The organism is Sphingobium indicum BiD32 (assembly GCF_000382885.1).
Classification (GTDB): Bacteria; Pseudomonadota; Alphaproteobacteria; order Sphingomonadales; family Sphingomonadaceae; genus Sphingobium; species Sphingobium japonicum_C.
In genome coordinates, this window is sequence record NZ_CAVK010000085.1 from 58,984 (window position 1) to 75,727 (window position 16,744).

Below are 16,744 nucleotides of genomic sequence, written 5' to 3' on the forward strand. Positions count from 1 at the left end.
CGGGGCGACGGTGGCGGTCAATGCAGGGACATGGCAGACGATAGCAGCACGGCCCCCTTCAATTCGGCCCCCGATCCAGCAACGCTCTCTTTCGAGGATGCGCTGCGCGCGCTCGAAACGATCGTGCGGCGGCTTGAAAGCGGGGACGTGCCGCTCGACGAGTCGATCTCGCTCTATGCGCAGGGCGAGGCATTGCGCAAGCGCTGCACCGAGCGGCTGGCAGCAGCCGAGGCGCGGATCGCCAAGCTGACGATCGACGCCAATGGTGCTGTGACCGGCGCGCAGCCGTTCGGCGCGGAGTGAGCGGCTTGGCCGGGGGAGAGACGGCCTCCGCTGGGGCATTGGTCAAGGCGCGCGCGGCCGAGGTCGCGGCGGCGATCGATACCGCATTCGACCATTTGCTGAGCGTGCCGGACGATGCACGGGCGCGGCTGTATGAAGCGATGCGCCATGCCGCGATCGGCGGGGGCAAAAGGCTGCGGCCGTTGCTGGTGCAGGCGACCAGCGACCTGTTCCATCTGTCGCGCGAATCGGCGCTGCGGGTCGGCCTGGCGATCGAGTGCATCCATGTCTATTCGCTGGTGCATGATGATCTGCCCGCGATGGACGATGATGACATGCGCCGGGGCAAGCCGACCGTTCACAAGGCGTTTGACGAGGCGACCGCGATCCTGGCAGGCGATTGCCTGCACGACCTGGCGTTCCAGATCCTGTCCGACGAGGAGACGCATCCCGACCCGTTCGTGCGGATCGAGCTGGTGCGCGCTTTGGCGCTGGCCAGCGGCCCGGCGGGCATGGCTGGCGGGCAGATGATGGACCTGGAGGCGGAACATGCGAGGTTTGACCTCGCCACCGTCACCCGGCTGCAAAATCTCAAGACCGGGGCGCTGATCGCCTTCTGTGTCGATGCCGCGGCGATCATGGCGCGGATTCCTGAGGACGCACGCAAGGGGCTGCATGGCTATGCGCGCGACATCGGGCTGGCATTCCAGATAGCCGACGATCTGCTGGACGTAGAGGGCGACGCGGTGCTGGCGGGCAAGGCGCTGGGCAAGGATGCGGCGGCGGGCAAGGAAACATTTGTGTCGCTGCTGGGCGTCGATCGGGCGCGGGCGCAGGCGCATATGCTGGTCGATCAGGCCAAGGCGCATCTGCGCGGGCATGGCGCGGAAGCGGACCTGCTGCGCGCCATTGCCGACTATATCGTGGAGAGGGATCGCTAAAGGGCATGAGCAAGCAGCGCATCGGTGTCTATCCCGGCACATTCGACCCCATCACATTGGGGCATATGGACATCATCCGGCGGGGCGCGAAGCTGGTCGATCGGCTGGTGATCGGCGTGACCACCAATATTTCCAAGTCGCCGATGTTCAGCGACGAGGAACGGCTGGATATGGTGCGGCGCGAATGTGCCGGGATCGATGCCGACATCGTGGTTGTGGGTTTCAATTCACTGCTGATGGACTTTGCCGAATCGCAGGGCGCCAGCGTGATCATTCGCGGGCTGCGCGCCGTGGCCGACTTTGAATATGAATATCAGATGGCGGGGATGAACCAGCAGATCAATGCCCGCGTCGAGACGGTATTCCTGATGGCCGACGTGTGCCTTCAGCCAATCGCGTCGCGGCTGGTAAAGGAAATCGCGCTCTATGGCGGGCCGATCCATAAGTTCGTCGGGCCAGTGGTGCGCGACGAGGTGGTTGCGCGGGTTGAAACACTGGGGCGCAAGGGGAGCGCTTGATCCCGCTCAGCCTGCGTTCAGTTGCCAATCGCGATCAGCGCGCTATCAGGACGGCCAAGATATTGAGGAAAGTAACTCCCATGCGTTTCACTTGCGCGCTCAAGACCGTGGCGATTGGTATCGCCCTTACCGCGTCAGGCCTGGCCTATGCCCAGGGCGGCGGCGGCAAGGGCGATGATATGAAGAAGGCGGAGGCCGCGGCGCGGGCGGCGGAAAATGCCAAGTCGCTGGGCGGCGACCTGACCCCCAAGCTGCCGCCAGCGGTGGTGCCGGCCGATCCGCAGAATATCTGGGACCTGGACCTGTCGAGTGGCGGGCGGGTGCGCATCCAGTTGCGTCCCGACATCGCACCCGGCCATGTCGAACGGATCAAGGAATTGACGCGGCAGGGCTTTTACAACGGGCTGAAATTCCATCGTGTCATTCCCGGCTTCATGGCGCAGGGCGGCGACCCCAAGGGTGATGGCACCGGCGGTTCGACCCAGCCCGACCTGAAGGCCGAGTTCAACCCGATGCCGCATCTGCGCGGCACCGTGTCGATGGCGCGCGCGCAGGGGGAGGATAGTGCGAACAGCCAGTTCTTCATCGTGCTGCTGCCCCGGATGCAGCTCGACAAGAAATATACCGTGTTCGGCCGGGTGATCGAGGGTATGAACTATGTCGACGCGATCGCGCAGGGCGAGCCGCCCGCCAACCCGACCGTGATCCTGCAGGCGTCGATCGAGAGCGACGGCAAGCCGCCGGTGACTGCGCCTGTTGCGCCTGTTGCGCCGTCGATCATCGGTGCGCAGACGAAATAACAGAGTCCGCTTCCTTCATCGGCATCCTCCCTGCCTAGGGGAGGTGCCAGCGCGTAGCGATGACGGAGGGGTGTCGCCCTCTCGACAGGGCGATACCCCTCCGTCTGGCCTGCGGCCAGCCACCTCCCCTTGCAGGGGAGGATCAGTAAAACGAAACGCCCTAGACCATGCGCGTAGATCTTTTCGATTTCGACCTGCCGCCGGAGAATATCGCGCTTCGGCCCGCGTCTCCGCGCGATAGCGCGCGGCTGCTGCTGGTGCCGGGCGAGGGTGATTTTGCCGATTTGAGCGTGCGCGATCTGCCATCGTTGCTGCGGGCGGGCGATGTGCTGGTGTTCAACGACACGCGCGTCATTCCGGCCCAGCTGGAGGGGATGCGCGGGCAGGCGCGGATCGGGGCGACGCTGCACAAAAGGCTGGGGCTGCGCCAGTGGCAGGCCTTTTTGCGCAATGCCAAGCGGGTGCGCGACGGCGAGCGGATTGATTTTGGCGCTGGCGTCACCGCCATTGCCGGGCCGCGCGACGATGATGGCGGGGTGACGCTGAGCTTTGAAGGCGAGGAACCGGTGGAGGTTCTGCTGGAGCGGGCGGGGCGGATGCCGTTGCCGCCCTATATCGCCAGCAAGCGCGCGACCGATGAGCGCGACCGGACCGATTACCAGACGATGTTTGCGCGGGAGGATGGCGCGGTGGCAGCGCCCACGGCTGCGCTGCATTTTACCCCGGAGTTGATGGCGGCCTTGGCGGAGCGCGGAATCACGACCGAGACGCTGACGTTGCATGTGGGCGCAGGGACGTTCCTGCCGGTCAAGGCGGACGATACCGATGACCACCGGATGCACGCCGAATGGGGGCGGATCGAGGCTGCGACGGCAGATCGGTTGAATGCCGCGCGCGCGGCGGGCGGTCGGCTGATCGCGGTCGGCACCACCAGCCTGCGCCTGCTGGAAAGCGCGGCGGGGGAAGATGGGATGATCCGCGCCTTTGCCGACGAAACCCGCATCTTCATCACACCGGGCTACCGGTTCCGGGCGGTCGACGGGCTGATGACCAATTTCCATCTGCCCAAATCGACCTTGTTCATGCTGGTGTCGGCGCTGATGGGGACCGAGCGGATGCGGGCGGCCTATGATCATGCGATCGGGTCCGGCTATCGCTTCTACAGCTATGGCGATTCTTCGCTGCTGTTGCCGTGACGCCGGGATGATCCGGGGCGGATTTCTGTGCTAGGCCAACGTGCATGAGCAAGAAGCAGGTGGCAAGCGACCAGGGGACGCGGTCCCGGCGCGACGAGATATTGACCGTCGCAGCGCAGCTGTTTGCGCGCAAGGGCTATCGCGGCACGTCGATGCGCGACATTGGCGAGGCGTCGGGGGTGCTGGGCGGGTCGCTCTATCACCATATCAAGTCCAAGGACGCGCTGTTCGTTGAGTTGCATAATGGTGCGCTGGATGCGGCGGAGGCGCGGATCGCGGCGGCGGTGGCGGACGTGGCCGATCCGTGGGACAGGCTGGAGGCAGCGTGCGTGGCTATGCTGGAGGTGCAACTGGCACCCGATTCGCTGACGATGCCGATGATGAATGATTTCCGCGAGGTGCCTGATGCCGTGCGGGTTGAACTGGTGGCGCGGCGCGACCGGTTTGAGGGGTTGTTCCGGGCGATCGTCGCCGACCTGCCTTTGCCAGCCGGGATTGACCGGTCGATCTATCGCAACCTATTATTGTCGCAGCTTAATGCCGCGGCGGACTGGTTCCGGCCGGGGCGGCTCACTCCGCGCGAGATTGCGGGGCAAGTGGCGCGGCTGTTCCGGCACGATGGTTAGTCCCGCCTGGCCAGCGCGACCGGCAATTCGCTGCGCAACAGGTCGAGCAGGCCCGTGATCTTGGGCAGAAGGTGACGGCGCTGGGGATAGACGGCCCAGATCGGTTCATCCTCCATCGCGAAATCGGCCAGCAGCGGCACAAGCGCGCCTGACGCGATATGGGGCAGGACGTAAAATTCGGGCAATTGGCACACGCCCATGCCCGCGACGGCGGCTTGCGCCACCGCCGCTCCGCTGTTGCAGCGCCAGCGGCCGCGCGGGCGGATGGTTTCAACCCGGCCCCAGGAACGGAATTGCCAGCTGGTCGCGGTGCCGATCAGGCAGTCATGATGGGCCAGATCGGCGATGGCGTTAGGGGTGCCGCGGGCCGCGAGATAGGCAGGCGCTGCGCAGGTGTAGAGGGTGCGCGACGCGATGCGCGTACCGATGAGGCGGCTGTCGGCCAGCGTGCCGGTGCGGATCGCCATGTCATAGCCTTCGCCGATCAGGTCCACGATGCGGTTGGTCAGATCGATCGTGACAGCGAGTTTGACATAGCGCGCGGCAAATTCGCGGACGATGGGGGCGATGAACCGCTCCCCCATCGCGGTCGAGCAGGTGATGCGCAGGTCGCCCTGGGGTTCCGCGCCTTCGCTGATGAGGGCGATGGCCTCGTCCCGTTCGGTAACGATGCGGCTGCAATGATCGTAGAAGAGGCGGCCAGTGTCGGTCAGCCGGACGGTGCGGGTGGTGCGGTGGAAGAGTGGGCGCTGCACCCGGTTTTCCAGCGCGGCGATGGCGCGGCTCATATGGGTGGTGGAGAGGCCGAGCGCGTCGGCCCCGCCCTTGAAGCTGCCGGTGGTTGCCACGGCGACAAATTCGTCGATCCCATCCCAGCCGCGCATGGATTATCCCTTATATGAAATAATGAATTGCAAAATTCCTTCCTTATCGCGCGGGTGGGATATTGCTAGGGCAGGGCAGCATCATATCAGGAGCCTTTCCCATGAAAACCCGCGCTGCCGTCGCCTTTGAAGCCAAGAAGCCGCTGGAGATTGTCGACGTCGATCTGGAAGGGCCGAAGGCGGGTGAAGTGCTCGTCGAGATCATGGCGACCGGCATCTGTCATACCGACGCCTATACGCTGGACGGGTTTGACAGCGAGGGCATCTTCCCGTCGATCCTGGGGCATGAAGGCGCAGGCATCGTGCGCGAAATCGGGCCGGGCGTCACCAGCGTGGCGGTGGGCGACCATGTGATCCCGCTCTACACCCCCGAATGTCGCCAGTGCAAAAGCTGCCTGAGCGGCAAGACCAACCTGTGCACCGCGATCCGCGCGACGCAGGGCAAGGGGCTGATGCCCGACGGCACGACGCGGTTCAGCTATAAGGGGCAGCCGATCTTTCATTATATGGGCTGTTCGACCTTCTCCAACTTCACCGTGTTGCCCGAAATCGCGGTCGCGAAAATCCGCGAGGACGCGCCGTTCGACAAGAGCTGCTATATCGGCTGTGGCGTGACGACGGGCGTGGGCGCGGTGGTGAACAGCGCCAAGGTGACGCCTGGCTCCAATGTCATCATCTTCGGCCTGGGCGGCATCGGCCTGAACGTCATCCAGGGCGCCAAGCTGGTCGGCGCAGACATGATCATCGGCGTCGACATCAATGACAGCAAGGAAGAATGGGGCCGTCGTTTCGGCATGACCCACTTCGTCAATCCGAACAAGGTCGATGGCGACATCGTCCAGCATCTGGTCGCGCTGACCGATGGCGGGGCGGACTATACGTTCGATTGCACCGGCAATACCGGGGTGATGCGCACCGCGCTGGAAGCCTGCCATCGCGGCTGGGGGGAGAGTATCATCATCGGCGTCGCCGAAGCGGGCAAGGAAATCAGCACCCGCCCATTCCAGCTGGTCACCGGCCGGGTGTGGAAGGGCAGTGCATTCGGCGGGGCCAAGGGCCGGACCGACGTGCCCAAGATCGTCGACTGGTATATGAATGGCAAGATCGAGATCGACCCGATGATCACCCATGTGCTGAGCCTGGAGGAGATCAACAAGGGGTTCGACCTGATGCATGCGGGCGAGAGCATCCGCAGCGTGGTTGTGTTTTGATGGAAGGGCCAACCATGTTCACTCATGTCTATTTCGGCACGAACGACATTGAAAAGGCGCGCGCCTTCTGGGACGCGGCGCTGGGTGCGCTGGGCTATAGTGCGGCTCCCTATCCCAATGGTCTGATCTATCCGTCGGCCAGCGGCGCGGTGGTGGTGGCCAAACCCGCCGATGGCGCGCCTGCGACCTGGGCCAACGGCCATACGCTGGGCTTTGCCGCCAAAAGCTATGCCGAGGTTGATGCCTTTCACGATAATGGCGTCGCGGCGGGTGGCACGAGTGAAGGCGCACCGGGTTTCCGGGCCAATTCGCCCGGTAACATGTATGGCGCCTATCTGCGTGACCCGGACGGCAACAAGATCTGCGCCTATGCGCCCAATGTCGGTCCAAAGGATTGAGCGACGTGGAGACGGTTTCGGAAAATTGCGCCTTTGGCGGGGTGCAGGGGGTTTACCGCCATGCGTCCGCCAGCACGGGGACGAACATGGTCTTTTCCGTGTTCGTGCCGCCGCATGAGGCGGGGGCCAGGCTGCCGGTGGTCTGGTATCTGTCGGGGCTGACCTGCACCCATGCCAATGTGACCGAGAAGGGCGAGTTTCGCGCGATCTGTGCGGAGCTGGGGTTGATCTTCGTTGCGCCCGATACGTCGCCGCGGGGTGAGGGTGTCGCGGATGACCCGGAAGGGGCTTATGATTTCGGGCTGGGCGCGGGCTTTTACGTCGATGCGACGGAGGCGCCATTCGCGGCCCATTACCAGATGTGGTCCTATGTGACCGAGGAACTGCCTGCACTGATCGCGGCGCAGTTTCCCGCCGACATGGCGCGGCAGTCGATCATGGGTCATTCGATGGGCGGCCATGGCGCGCTGACCATCGGGCTGACATTGGCGGATCGGTTCAGGGCGGTGTCGGCCTTCGCGCCGATCGTCGCGCCGAGCCAGGTGCCCTGGGGGCAGAAGGCGCTGGGCGGCTATCTGGGTGCGGACAGGGCGGCGTGGCGCAAGCATGATGCGGTCGCGTTGATCGAGGATGGTGCGCGGGTCGAGGCTTTGCTGGTCGATCAGGGCGGGGCGGACGCATTTCTGGAGAAGGAATTGCGGCCGGACTTATTGCGCGCGGCCTGCGCGGCAGCGGGGATCGACCTGACGCTGAACCTGCGCGAGGGCTATGACCATAGCTATTATTTCATCTCCACCTTCATGGAGGCGCATTTGCGCTGGCATGGGGAAAGGTTGGGTATTCCTCCCCGTGCCGGGGAGTTCAACAGAGTCACGTGCCTCTGTTGAACAGGCGAAGCCTGACGGAGGGGGCTTCCGTCCGGGCGTTGCGCCTTGGCGGCGCGCGCCCCTCCACCACCGCTTCGCGGCGGTCCCCCTCCCCGTGCCGGGGAGGAGTTTTACGTCATTCGATCTGGCTGACATCCCGCACCGCGCCCTTGGCGGCGTTGGTGGTCATCGCGGCGTAGGCGCGCAGCGCGGGGGAGACTTCGCGCTTGCGGCCGAAGGGCTTCCAGGCCTTGGCGCCCATCTTTTCCATTTCGGCGCGGCGTTCGGCCAGTATGGCATCATCCAGGTCCAGCTTGATGACGCGGCCCGGAATGTCGATGACGATCGGGTCGCCGGTCTGGACCAGCGCGATGAGGCCGCCTTCGGCGGCTTCGGGGGAGACATGGCCGATCGACAGGCCCGACGTGCCGCCGGAGAAACGGCCGTCGGTGATCAGCGCACATGCCTTGCCCAGCCCCTTGGATTTCAGATAGCTGGTCGGGTAGAGCATTTCCTGCATGCCAGGGCCGCCCTTTGGCCCTTCATAGCGGATGACGACCACGTCGCCGGCCTTGACCTCATTGCCCAAAATGCCCGCGACCGAGGCGTCCTGGCTTTCATAGACGCGCGCGGTGCCGTGGAAGGTGAGGATCGAATCGTCCACGCCCGCCGTCTTGACGATGCAGCCTTCGGGCGCGAGGTTGCCGTAGAGGACCGCGAGGCCGCCATCCTTGGAGAAGGGATGTTCGGCGGAGCGGATCACGCCCTTTTCGCGGTCGATATCCAGTTCATCCCAGCGGGCCGACTGGCTGAACGCGGTCTGGGTCGGGACGCCGCCGGGGGCCGCGCGGAAGAAGTTGCGGACTTCATCGCTATTGGTGCGGCCAATGTCCCAGCGGCCAAGGGCGGCGGCCATGGTGGGCGCGTGGACGGTCGGGAGCGAGGTATCGATCAGCCCCGCGCGCTCCAGTTCGCCCAATATCGCCATGATGCCACCGGCGCGGTGGACATCCTCCATATGCACGTCCTGCTTGGCGGGCGCGACCTTGCACAGGCAGGGGACGCGGCGCGACAGCCGATCAATGTCGGCCATGGTGAAATCGACCCCGCCTTCATGCGCGGCGGCGAGGAGGTGGAGGACGGTGTTGGTCGAGCCGCCCATGGCGATGTCGAGGCTCATCGCATTTTCAAACGCGGCAAAGCTGGCGATGGTGCGCGGCAGGGCGGTGGCGTCATCCTGTTCGTACCAGCGCTTGGCGAGATCGACGATGACATGGCCGGCTTCGCGGAACAGCCGTTCGCGATCCGAATGGGTGGCCAAAGTCGATCCGTTGCCGGGCAGCGAAAGGCCGAGCGCTTCGGTAAGGCAATTCATCGAATTGGCGGTGAACATACCCGAACAACTGCCGCAGGTCGGACAGGCGGAGCGTTCGATGGTTTTGACTTCTTCGTCGGTATAGCTTTCGTCGGCGGCGACGACCATGGCGTCGACCAGATCGAGCGCCACTTCCTTGCCGCGCATCACGACCTTGCCCGCCTCCATCGGCCCGCCGGAGACGAACACGACGGGGATGTTGAGGCGCATCGCGGCCATCAACATGCCGGGCGTGATCTTGTCGCAATTGGAGATGCAGACCATCGCGTCGGCGCAATGGGCGTTGACCATATATTCGACGCTGTCGGCGATAAGGTCACGGCTGGGGAGCGAATAGAGCATCCCGCCATGGCCCATGGCGATGCCGTCATCGACCGCGATGGTGTTGAATTCCTTCGCGACGCCGCCTGCCGCCTCGATTTCGCGGGCGACGAGCTGGCCCAGGTCTTTCAGGTGGACATGGCCCGGCACAAACTGGGTGAAGCTGTTGACGACGGCGATGATCGGCTTGCCGAAATCCTCATCCTTCATGCCCGTCGCGCGCCACAGGCCGCGCGCGCCCGCCATGTTGCGGCCGTGGGTGGTGGTTCTGGAGCGATAGGCAGGCATGGTCGGTGTCCCTGAAAAGATAATCCTCTTGAGGCTGCTCTAGACCCATTGGGATTGGCTGTGAAATATATTATTGATGGATCATTAGGTCGCAGAAAGTATCAATAATGGACATTCGCCAGTTGCGGCATTTTGTCACGGTCGCCGATACGCTGCATTTCGGGCAGGCGGCGGAACGGCTGCGCATGACCCAGCCGCCGCTGAGCCAGTCTATCCTGACGTTGGAGCGTGAACTGGGCGCGGCCTTGTTTGCGCGGACCAAGCGGCGAGTGGCGCTGACCCCGTTCGGGGCGCAATGGCTGGAGCAGGTGCGGCCCGCGATTGCGGCGATCGATGCGCTGCCCGAAACGGCGCGGCAGTTGCGGGAGGGACGGGCCGGGCATCTGGCTTTGTCCTTCGTCAGCACCGCCGATTATAGCGTGCTGCCCGCTCTGGTGCGGCGCTATGCCGCCTTGTTCCCGCAGGTCGAAATCCGCCTGACCGAAGCGACCAGCGACGTTCAGATCCCCGCGCTGCTGGCCGGGCAGGCCCATGCGGGCATATTGATCCCGCCCGCCGATGCGCCGCTGTCGCCGGACCTCTGCTATCGCCGCCTGATCCGCGAACCGCTGGTCGCGGCGCTGCCGGAGCAGTGGGTGGAGGCGGGGGCAATCGACGCGGCGGCCATATTGTCGCTGCCGCTGATCCTGTTCCCGCGCGCGGTGGCACCGGCCTTCCATGATCTGGTCACCGGCTATTATGCGGCGCGCGGCGGGCAGGCGAATATCGTGCAGCAGGCAATCCAGATGCAGACGATCATCAGCCTGGTGTCGGCCGGGCTGGGGATTGCACTGGTCCCGGCGTCGCTGCGCAATCTGGCACGGGCAGGGGTGGTCTATGCCGATCTGGGCGACGCACCAATGCTGGAGACGGGGCTGGCGTGGCGGCGCGATGATGAGACGCCGACGTTGCGGCAATTTCTGGAACTGGCGCAGGCGGGGTGAGGGGAAACGCCGCTGCGGGCTTTACCGCCGGGCGCGGGTGGGCCTAGAGCAGAGACTATGACAGCAATGGATGATGCGGGCCGCCCTGCCGCAACGGTGGTGATCGTGCGCGACCGCCCCGATGGACCGCCCGACATTTTGATGATGGAACGGGCATCGACCATGGCCTTTGCCGCTGGCGCGCTGGTCTTTCCCGGCGGGGGCGTGGATGCGCATGACCAGCAGCTTGCGGTGCGGATCGACCATGGACTGGAACTGGACGAGGCGGCGGCGCGGATCGCGGCGATTCGTGAAACGATCGAGGAAAGCGGCCTGGGCGTTGGGCTGAGTGGCGGGCTGGCGGGCGTGGTCGATGGTGCGGCGGTGGTATCGATCCGGCAGGGGTTGCTGGGCGGGGCGGTGCTGGGCGATCTGCTTGAGTCCCATGGGCTGGTGCTGGCTCTCGACCAGTTGACGCCCTTTGCCCGCTGGCATCCCGCGCCGTCTGAGAAGGCCATCCGGATCTATGATACGCGCTTCTATCTCGCCCGCGCACCGCAAGCGCAGGAGGCCATCGCCGACGCGACCGAGAATGTGCATCTGTTCTGGAGCAGTGCGGCGGCGACGCTGGCGCGGTGCGACGCGGGGCAGGGGCACATTATCTTCCCCACCCGACGCAATCTGGAGCGGCTGGCGCTGGCGGGCAGCCATGCCGATCTGGTCGCCCATGCCGCCGCCCACCCTGTGGACAAGGTAAGGCCATGGATAGAGGATCGGGATGGCGAGCGGCATTTGTGCATCCCCGATCATCTGGGTTATCCGGTGACGTCGGAACCTTTCAGGCAGGTCCGGCGTGGTTAGGCGATGCGACAATTTCACCTGATAATACGCCGCTGCCTGTTATGGGGCGGCGTGCTGTGTCTGATTTTGCTGGGCTATGCCGTGGTGCGGCAGCGGCCGCAGGATCTGCCCTGGACCGATATCGACCTTGATCAGCCGATCGGGCTTTTTACCGGGCGGAAGCTGGCGGCGCTGACGGGCGAGCGGGCGCAATGTCTGGCGCTGCTGGAACGGGCGGGGGTGGCGCATAGCGCGATGCAGGCGGGCGGGTCGGGGCAGTGCGTCTATGACGATGCTGTGCGGCTGATGGGGGAGCGCGGCGCGGTGGCCCTGTCACCGGCGGCGGTTGCGCCTTCCTGTCCGGTGGTCGCGGCGCTTAAATTGTGGGAGTGGCAGGTGGTGCAACCTGCCGCGCAGCGCATCTATGACCAGCCGGTTGCGTCGATGCGGCATTTCGGCAGTTATAGCTGTCGGCGGATGTACGGGCGCAGCGCCGGGGATTTCAGCGAACATGCGACCGCCGACGCGATCGACATATCGGCTTTCGTGCTGGCGGACGGGCGACAGGTCAGTGTGCTGAACGATTGGGATGGCAAGGCGCGCGACGCGGAGTTTCTGCGCGCGGTGCGGGATGGCGCGTGCGACCTGTTTTCGACCGTGCTGTCGCCCGATTATAACAAGGCGCATCGCGATCATTTCCATCTGGATCAGGCGGAGCGCGGCGCGACTGGATGGCGGGCGTGCCGGTAAAATGATCCTCCCCAAGCTTGTCTTGGGGAGGAATTTATTGCCCGAAGCCGCTTTCCCGCGCCAAAGCCACGGCTTCGCGCGCCGCCGCCAGCAATGCGCCGCTCTTGGCTTCGCATTCGCGCTGTTCATATTCGGGGGTGGAATCGGCGACGATGCCAGCGCCTGCCTGTACGTGCATGACGCCGTCTTTCAGGACGGCGGTGCGCAGCACGATGCAGCTGTCCATATTGCCGTCGGGGCCGAAATAGCCGACCCCGCCGGCATAGGCGCCGCGGGTTTCGGGCTCCAGTTCGGCGATGATCTCACAGGCGCGAACCTTGGGTGCGCCCGATACGGTGCCTGCCGGGAAGCCCGCAAACAGCGCGTCGATCGCGTCCTTGTCCGGCGATAGCTGGCCGACGACGTTGGAGACGATATGCATGACATGGCTGTAAAATTCGACGCTGTAGCTGTCGGTCACGGTCACGCTGCCAGCGGTCGCGACGCGGCCGACATCGTTGCGGCCCAGGTCCAGCAGCATCAGATGTTCGGCCCGCTCCTTGGGATCGGCGAGCAGGCTTTCGCGGTTGGCGGCGTCCTCCACCGCGTTCTTGCCGCGCGGACGGGTGCCTGCGATCGGGCGGATCGTGACTTCGCCGTCGCGGGCGCGGACGAGGATTTCGGGGGACGAGCCGATCAGCGCAAAGCCGGGCAGGTCGAGATAATAGAGGAAGGGTGAGGGATTGATCCGTCGCAGCGCGCGATAGAGGGCGATGGGCGGCAGGGTGAAGGGGCTGGTGAAACGCTGCGCCAGCACGACCTGAAAAATATCGCCTGCGACGATATAGTCCTTCGCCCTGTTGACCATAGCGGCATAGCGGCCCGGTTCCAGCACCGGAGTGACCGCGATGTCGGCTGTGTCCGCAGGGGCAGAGGTGGCAGGCAGCGGGGCGGCGAGGCGCGCGGCGGTGGCGTCGATGCGCTCCAGAGCTTCGTCGATCGCCTTGTCGGGGTCGGTAAAGCTGCCTTTCCACACCGGCGCGACCAGATAGAGAGCGTCGGCCAGACGGTCGAACACCAATATGACGGTCGGGCGCACGAACAGCATGTCGGGCAGGGCGATCGGATTGGGGGCGGGGCGGGGGAGTTTTTCGACCAGCCCGACCGTCTCATAACCGAAATAGCCGACAAGGCAGGCCAGCGCGGCGGGCAAGGCAGGGTCGAGTTCGGCGCGACATTCGGCGACCAGCGACCGCAATGCCGTCAGCGCGTCCGCCTCCAGCGGCTCGAACGCGGTGCGGTCGCTTGCCCAGCGGCGGTTGATTTGCGCCATGTTGCCATCGGCGCGGAACAGCAGATCGGGGGCCAGGCCGATCAGGCTGTGACGGCCGCGCACCGCGCCGCCCTCCACCGATTCGAGCAGGAAATCGCCGCGATCCGGCTCGAACAATTTGAGCGCCGCTGAAATCGGTGTGTCGGTGTCGGCAATCTGCCGCCGCCACACCAGTGCCGATTCGCCCCGCGCCAGCGCCGCGCGTGCGCAAGCGATGCCGTCCCCGCCCGTCGCGCCCATATTACTGGCCGCCGCTGTTGGTGGCGGTCAGCGCCTTGCGCGCGTCTGCCACGGCCTGTGCATTGCGGGTGACGCCCAATTCCTTTTCGACCGCGCGCTCGAATTGCTGGCCATATTCTTCGCCGACAACCTCGCCCAGCTGGTCGCGGACTTGCTTCAACAATTCGGGCTGACCCTTGGCATCGCCGCGCTGGATGGCGTTCAATTGCACCACGAAGGTGCCGCGATCCTGCCCGATCGGCAGCGTCTTGACGGTGTTTGCCGCCATCGAAAAGAGGATGGCGACCTCTGCCGGGGGACGCTGCTCCCCGCGCATGATGTCGGCGCGGCGGCCGCCCAGCACCTGCGGCGCGGGCAGCTTGACGCCGACGGCGGCGACGGCGTCGGCCAGCTTCATGCCCTTGGCGACCTTGGCGCGGATATCCTCGGCGACCTTCTTGGCTTTTTCATTGCCCTGGTTGAGCTTGTATTGCGCCTGCACCAGCGGCTTGACCTTGGCCAGTGGCGGCGGCGCGGCGGCGACGATCTCGCTGGCGGCGATCAGCGCATAGCGCTTGTCCGGGGTGATCGGCACAAGCTGCGCATCATCGTCCGCGCTCATCGCGAAGGCGGGGGCGACCAGCGGTTGCAGGTCAGCCGAAGGGACATAGGCCGAATCCTCGACCTGCTTGCCGGTGGCGAGTAGCAGCGGGCTGGTTTCGAGCTTCAGGCCATTATCCTTGACCACTTCCTCGAACGTGCCGCCATCGGCAATCTGGTCCTCCAGCTTGCCGGTCAGCTCGGTCAGCAGCGCCTTTTCCTTTTGCGCGCGCAATGTCTCGACAATCTCGCCACGCACTGAAGCGAGCGGGCGGGCGGGGGTTTGCGTGATCGCGGTCACGCGCAGCACGACCCAGCCCAGCGATCCGCGCACGGGACCGACCACATCACCCTGCTTGGCGGCAAAGGCGGCGTCGGCGACAGCCTTGCCCGCAGAAGTCGTGAGGGCAGCCTGATTCTGGTCAGCCAGCGTCGATGCGGCAAGGCCTGCACCCTGTGCGGCGGCGGCCAGCGTCGTGCCGCCCTTGACCTGATCGGCAATTGCCTTGGCACCGGCCTGCGTCGGCAGGACGAGCTGTTCGATGCTGCGGCTCTGCTTTGCCGCATAGGTGGTCTTGTTCTGATTATAGGCGGCGGCGATTTCCGCCTCGCTCGGCTGCGAAGCCTGCGCGAAACGCTCCGCGTCGATCACGGCATAGCGGATGCGGCGCTGTTCGGGGATGGTGAAGCGATCGGCGTTGCGCTTGTAATAATCGGCCAGTTGCGCGTCGGTCGGTGCCTTGTCGTCCAGGAAGGCGACTGCCGGGATCGCGGCGATCGTGCCCTGCCGTGCTTCGAGCAGCAGCGAGGCATAGGGCAGCACCAGAGAGTCGGAGAGTTTGACGCCCAAACCCACCGGACCCAGCAATTGCCGCTGGAGAATTTCGCGGCTGATATCGTCGCGCAGCGCCTGTTCGGTGATGCGTTCGCGGATCAGCAGCGAGCGGAAATTATCCTGGCTGAAATTGCCCGCCGCATCCTGAAAGGCGGGGATCTGCGCAATCTGCGCATCGACCAGCCGCTTGGAGATATGCACGTCCTGATCGTCGGCAAAGGCGCGCAGCGTCAGCGAGGCGACGAGCTGGTCGAACACCTGTGTCGCGCCGCCCTGCGCGAAGAAATCGCCGATCAGCAGGCCAGGGTTGGACTTGCGGGCATTTTCATAGACGCGCTGGACCCGGTCCTGCACTTCATTTTGCGACAGCTTGTGGCTGCCCGCCTTGGCGGCCGTGCCGCCACCGCCGCCCAGGCTGCTGCCGAACTGGCCGCCCGACAGATCGCCCAGGATGAAGGCGGCTGCGATGACCCCCAGGAACAGGATCGCAAAGACCGCGCCAAACCTGGAGCGAATGAAGCGGCGAAAGACAGCAAGCATGAAAATGTCCGAACTGCGGGCGTGAAGGCGGCCCGCTTTAAGGCGGTATCGGCGCGGCGGCAAGCGCCCACGGTCATGCAAAGTCTGGCGTGGCCGGTCTGGACAAATGCGCCCGTGCCGTTCATCGCCAAGGGGCGTGCAGCAAAAACAAATATGGGGAAATATAATCCATGAAAAGGCGTAAACTCGTCGTGGGCAACTGGAAGATGAACGGCCTTAAGGCGCATCTGGGCGAAGTCGAAACGATAGGCGGGATCGCGGCCGATCATCGGGAGGTGGACGTAGGACTATGCGTGCCAGCGACATTGATCGCGGCGGCGGCGCAGGTTCGTGGCGGTGCCTTTATCGGCGCGCAGGATTGTCATGCCAATGCCAGTGGTGCGCATACCGGTTGCCTGTCGGGCGCGATGCTGGCCGAAGCGGGGGCGAGCTGGACGATCGTGGGGCATAGCGAGCGGCGGCAGGATCAGGGCGAAAGCAATAGCGATGTCGCCGCAAAAGCGCTGGCGGCGAAGGCGGCGGGCCTGAACGTCATATTGTGCGTGGGTGAGAGCCTGGACGTGCGCGACGCAGGCGATGCCGAAGCGGTGGTGTCGGCGCAATTGCTGGCATCGCTGCCCGATGGAGCGGCGGCGGACTGGCTGGCGATTGCCTATGAACCCATTTGGGCGATTGGCACCGGGCGGATTCCGACGATGGAGGCGGTGGACGTGATGCACCGGGCGTTGCGCGGTGCGCTGGCCAGCCGGATTGGCGCGGAAGCGGACGGGATGCGCATCCTCTATGGCGGGTCGATGAATGGCGACAATGCGGCGGAGTTGATGGCCATTGCCGATGTTGACGGTGGGCTGGTCGGCGGGGCGAGCCTGACGGCGGGCAAATTCGCACCCATTATCGAGGCGGCTGACGGGGTGGTTGCTTAGTCACTTATACAATCCTCCCCGGTAAGGGGAGGTGTCGACGCGAAGCGTTGACGGAGG

At 65.0% G+C, this 16,744-nt stretch carries 17 protein-coding genes; 13 read left to right on the plus strand and 4 right to left on the minus strand.

Annotated features, from left to right (window positions below; all coding sequences use genetic code 11):
• The first annotated feature begins 30 nt into the window (after positions 1–30).
• The 6 genes from EBBID32_RS09465 (at position 31) to EBBID32_RS09490 (ending at position 4,363) form a co-directional block, all read left to right on the plus strand.
• The gene (locus EBBID32_RS09465; protein WP_006954759.1) at positions 31–303 is read left to right on the plus strand and encodes an exodeoxyribonuclease VII small subunit; all 273 of its coding nucleotides are present in this window, start codon (positions 31–33) and stop codon (positions 301–303) included.
• The gene (locus EBBID32_RS09470; protein ID WP_037489998.1) at positions 300–1,223 is read left to right on the plus strand and encodes a farnesyl diphosphate synthase; all 924 of its coding nucleotides are present in this window, start codon (positions 300–302) and stop codon (positions 1,221–1,223) included. Before EBBID32_RS09465 ends, EBBID32_RS09470 begins: the two co-directional genes overlap by 4 nt.
• A 5-nt stretch (positions 1,224–1,228) precedes the next feature.
• Entirely contained in the window at positions 1,229–1,741 is a 513-nt protein-coding gene (gene coaD, locus EBBID32_RS09475) for a pantetheine-phosphate adenylyltransferase (RefSeq protein ID WP_006954765.1), read from the plus strand.
• Positions 1,742–1,821: 80 nt separating this feature from the next.
• On the plus strand, positions 1,822–2,541 hold the full coding sequence (locus tag EBBID32_RS09480) for a peptidylprolyl isomerase (protein WP_037490000.1): 720 nt from the start codon (positions 1,822–1,824) through the stop codon (positions 2,539–2,541).
• 167 nt (positions 2,542–2,708) lie between these two features.
• The gene (gene queA / locus EBBID32_RS09485; RefSeq protein ID WP_006954769.1) at positions 2,709–3,737 is read left to right on the plus strand and encodes a tRNA preQ1(34) S-adenosylmethionine ribosyltransferase-isomerase QueA; all 1,029 of its coding nucleotides are present in this window, start codon (positions 2,709–2,711) and stop codon (positions 3,735–3,737) included.
• A 44-nt stretch (positions 3,738–3,781) separates the two neighbouring features.
• The gene (locus EBBID32_RS09490) at positions 3,782–4,363 is read left to right on the plus strand and encodes a TetR/AcrR family transcriptional regulator (protein ID WP_006954771.1); all 582 of its coding nucleotides are present in this window, start codon (positions 3,782–3,784) and stop codon (positions 4,361–4,363) included.
• Here EBBID32_RS09490 and EBBID32_RS09495 read toward each other — a convergent pair.
• Positions 4,360–5,247 (minus strand): LysR family transcriptional regulator, encoded by an 888-nt coding sequence (locus EBBID32_RS09495; protein ID WP_006954772.1) that lies wholly within the window; start codon positions 5,245–5,247, stop codon positions 4,360–4,362. The two genes, EBBID32_RS09490 and EBBID32_RS09495, sit on opposite strands and share 4 nt — an antisense overlap.
• Positions 5,248–5,348: 101 nt before the next feature.
• Between EBBID32_RS09495 and EBBID32_RS09500 the strand changes: the two genes are divergently transcribed.
• The 3 genes from EBBID32_RS09500 to fghA are packed head-to-tail and all read left to right on the plus strand — an operon-like array spanning position 5,349 to position 7,743.
• On the plus strand, positions 5,349–6,458 hold the full coding sequence (locus tag EBBID32_RS09500; RefSeq protein ID WP_006954773.1) for an S-(hydroxymethyl)glutathione dehydrogenase/class III alcohol dehydrogenase: 1,110 nt from the start codon (positions 5,349–5,351) through the stop codon (positions 6,456–6,458).
• A 14-nt stretch (positions 6,459–6,472) separates the two neighbouring features.
• Entirely contained in the window at positions 6,473–6,856 is a 384-nt protein-coding gene (locus tag EBBID32_RS09505; protein ID WP_006954774.1) for a VOC family protein, read from the plus strand.
• Between the two features lie 5 nt (positions 6,857–6,861).
• A complete protein-coding gene (gene fghA, locus EBBID32_RS09510) occupies positions 6,862–7,743 on the plus strand; it encodes an S-formylglutathione hydrolase (protein WP_006954775.1) in 882 nt (293 codons plus the stop codon).
• A gap of 115 nt (positions 7,744–7,858) precedes the next feature.
• Here fghA and ilvD read toward each other — a convergent pair whose 3' ends face one another.
• A complete protein-coding gene (ilvD, locus tag EBBID32_RS09515) occupies positions 7,859–9,706 on the minus strand; it encodes a dihydroxy-acid dehydratase (RefSeq protein ID WP_006954779.1) in 1,848 nt (615 codons plus the stop codon).
• 107 nt (positions 9,707–9,813) lie between these two features.
• Here ilvD and EBBID32_RS09520 point away from each other — a divergent pair, with 107 nt between their 5' ends.
• Genes EBBID32_RS09520 through EBBID32_RS09530 form a run of 3 tightly spaced genes read left to right on the plus strand, consistent with a single transcriptional unit; the run spans position 9,814 to position 12,258 of the window.
• The gene (locus EBBID32_RS09520; protein WP_006954781.1) at positions 9,814–10,689 is read left to right on the plus strand and encodes a LysR family transcriptional regulator; all 876 of its coding nucleotides are present in this window, start codon (positions 9,814–9,816) and stop codon (positions 10,687–10,689) included.
• A 57-nt stretch (positions 10,690–10,746) separates the two neighbouring features.
• Positions 10,747–11,529, plus strand: coding sequence for an NUDIX domain-containing protein (locus tag EBBID32_RS09525; protein ID WP_037490002.1), 783 nt, complete (start codon positions 10,747–10,749; stop codon positions 11,527–11,529).
• Between the two features lie 3 nt (positions 11,530–11,532).
• Entirely contained in the window at positions 11,533–12,258 is a 726-nt protein-coding gene (locus EBBID32_RS09530; RefSeq protein ID WP_037490005.1) for an extensin-like domain-containing protein, read from the plus strand.
• Positions 12,259–12,292: 34 nt separating this feature from the next.
• Here the strand turns inward: EBBID32_RS09530 and trpE are convergent, their stop codons facing one another.
• Both trpE and EBBID32_RS09540 read right to left on the minus strand, forming a co-directional pair.
• Positions 12,293–13,810: an anthranilate synthase component I gene (gene trpE, locus EBBID32_RS09535; protein ID WP_006954788.1), complete on the minus strand. Its 1,518-nt coding sequence runs from the start codon at positions 13,808–13,810 to the stop codon at positions 12,293–12,295.
• Between the two features lies 1 nt (position 13,811).
• Positions 13,812–15,764 (minus strand): peptidylprolyl isomerase, encoded by a 1,953-nt coding sequence (locus tag EBBID32_RS09540; protein ID WP_006954789.1) that lies wholly within the window; start codon positions 15,762–15,764, stop codon positions 13,812–13,814.
• Positions 15,765–15,934: 170 nt separating this feature from the next.
• Between EBBID32_RS09540 and tpiA the strand changes: the two genes are divergently transcribed.
• A complete protein-coding gene (gene tpiA, locus EBBID32_RS09545; RefSeq protein ID WP_037490007.1) occupies positions 15,935–16,687 on the plus strand; it encodes a triose-phosphate isomerase in 753 nt (250 codons plus the stop codon).
• Positions 16,688–16,744 lie beyond the last annotated feature (57 nt).

Coding starts and splice junctions, on each gene's coding strand:
- EBBID32_RS09540 (WP_006954789.1), bottom strand. CDS start 15,764: ATGCTTGCTGTCTTTCGCCGCTTCATTCGCTCCAGGTTTGGCGCGGTC.
- EBBID32_RS09490 (WP_006954771.1), top strand. CDS start 3,782: ATGAGCAAGAAGCAGGTGGCAAGCGACCAGGGGACGCGGTCCCGGCGC.
- EBBID32_RS09505 (WP_006954774.1), top strand. CDS start 6,473: ATGTTCACTCATGTCTATTTCGGCACGAACGACATTGAAAAGGCGCGC.
- EBBID32_RS09520 (WP_006954781.1), top strand. CDS start 9,814: ATGGACATTCGCCAGTTGCGGCATTTTGTCACGGTCGCCGATACGCTG.
- EBBID32_RS09525 (WP_037490002.1), top strand. CDS start 10,747: ATGACAGCAATGGATGATGCGGGCCGCCCTGCCGCAACGGTGGTGATC.
- ilvD (WP_006954779.1), bottom strand. CDS start 9,706: ATGCCTGCCTATCGCTCCAGAACCACCACCCACGGCCGCAACATGGCG.
- EBBID32_RS09530 (WP_037490005.1), top strand. CDS start 11,533: ATGCGACAATTTCACCTGATAATACGCCGCTGCCTGTTATGGGGCGGC.
- coaD (WP_006954765.1), top strand. CDS start 1,229: ATGAGCAAGCAGCGCATCGGTGTCTATCCCGGCACATTCGACCCCATC.
- queA (WP_006954769.1), top strand. CDS start 2,709: ATGCGCGTAGATCTTTTCGATTTCGACCTGCCGCCGGAGAATATCGCG.
- EBBID32_RS09480 (WP_037490000.1), top strand. CDS start 1,822: ATGCGTTTCACTTGCGCGCTCAAGACCGTGGCGATTGGTATCGCCCTT.
- tpiA (WP_037490007.1), top strand. CDS start 15,935: ATGAAAAGGCGTAAACTCGTCGTGGGCAACTGGAAGATGAACGGCCTT.
- EBBID32_RS09495 (WP_006954772.1), bottom strand. CDS start 5,247: ATGCGCGGCTGGGATGGGATCGACGAATTTGTCGCCGTGGCAACCACC.
- trpE (WP_006954788.1), bottom strand. CDS start 13,810: ATGGGCGCGACGGGCGGGGACGGCATCGCTTGCGCACGCGCGGCGCTG.
- EBBID32_RS09465 (WP_006954759.1), top strand. CDS start 31: ATGGCAGACGATAGCAGCACGGCCCCCTTCAATTCGGCCCCCGATCCA.
- EBBID32_RS09500 (WP_006954773.1), top strand. CDS start 5,349: ATGAAAACCCGCGCTGCCGTCGCCTTTGAAGCCAAGAAGCCGCTGGAG.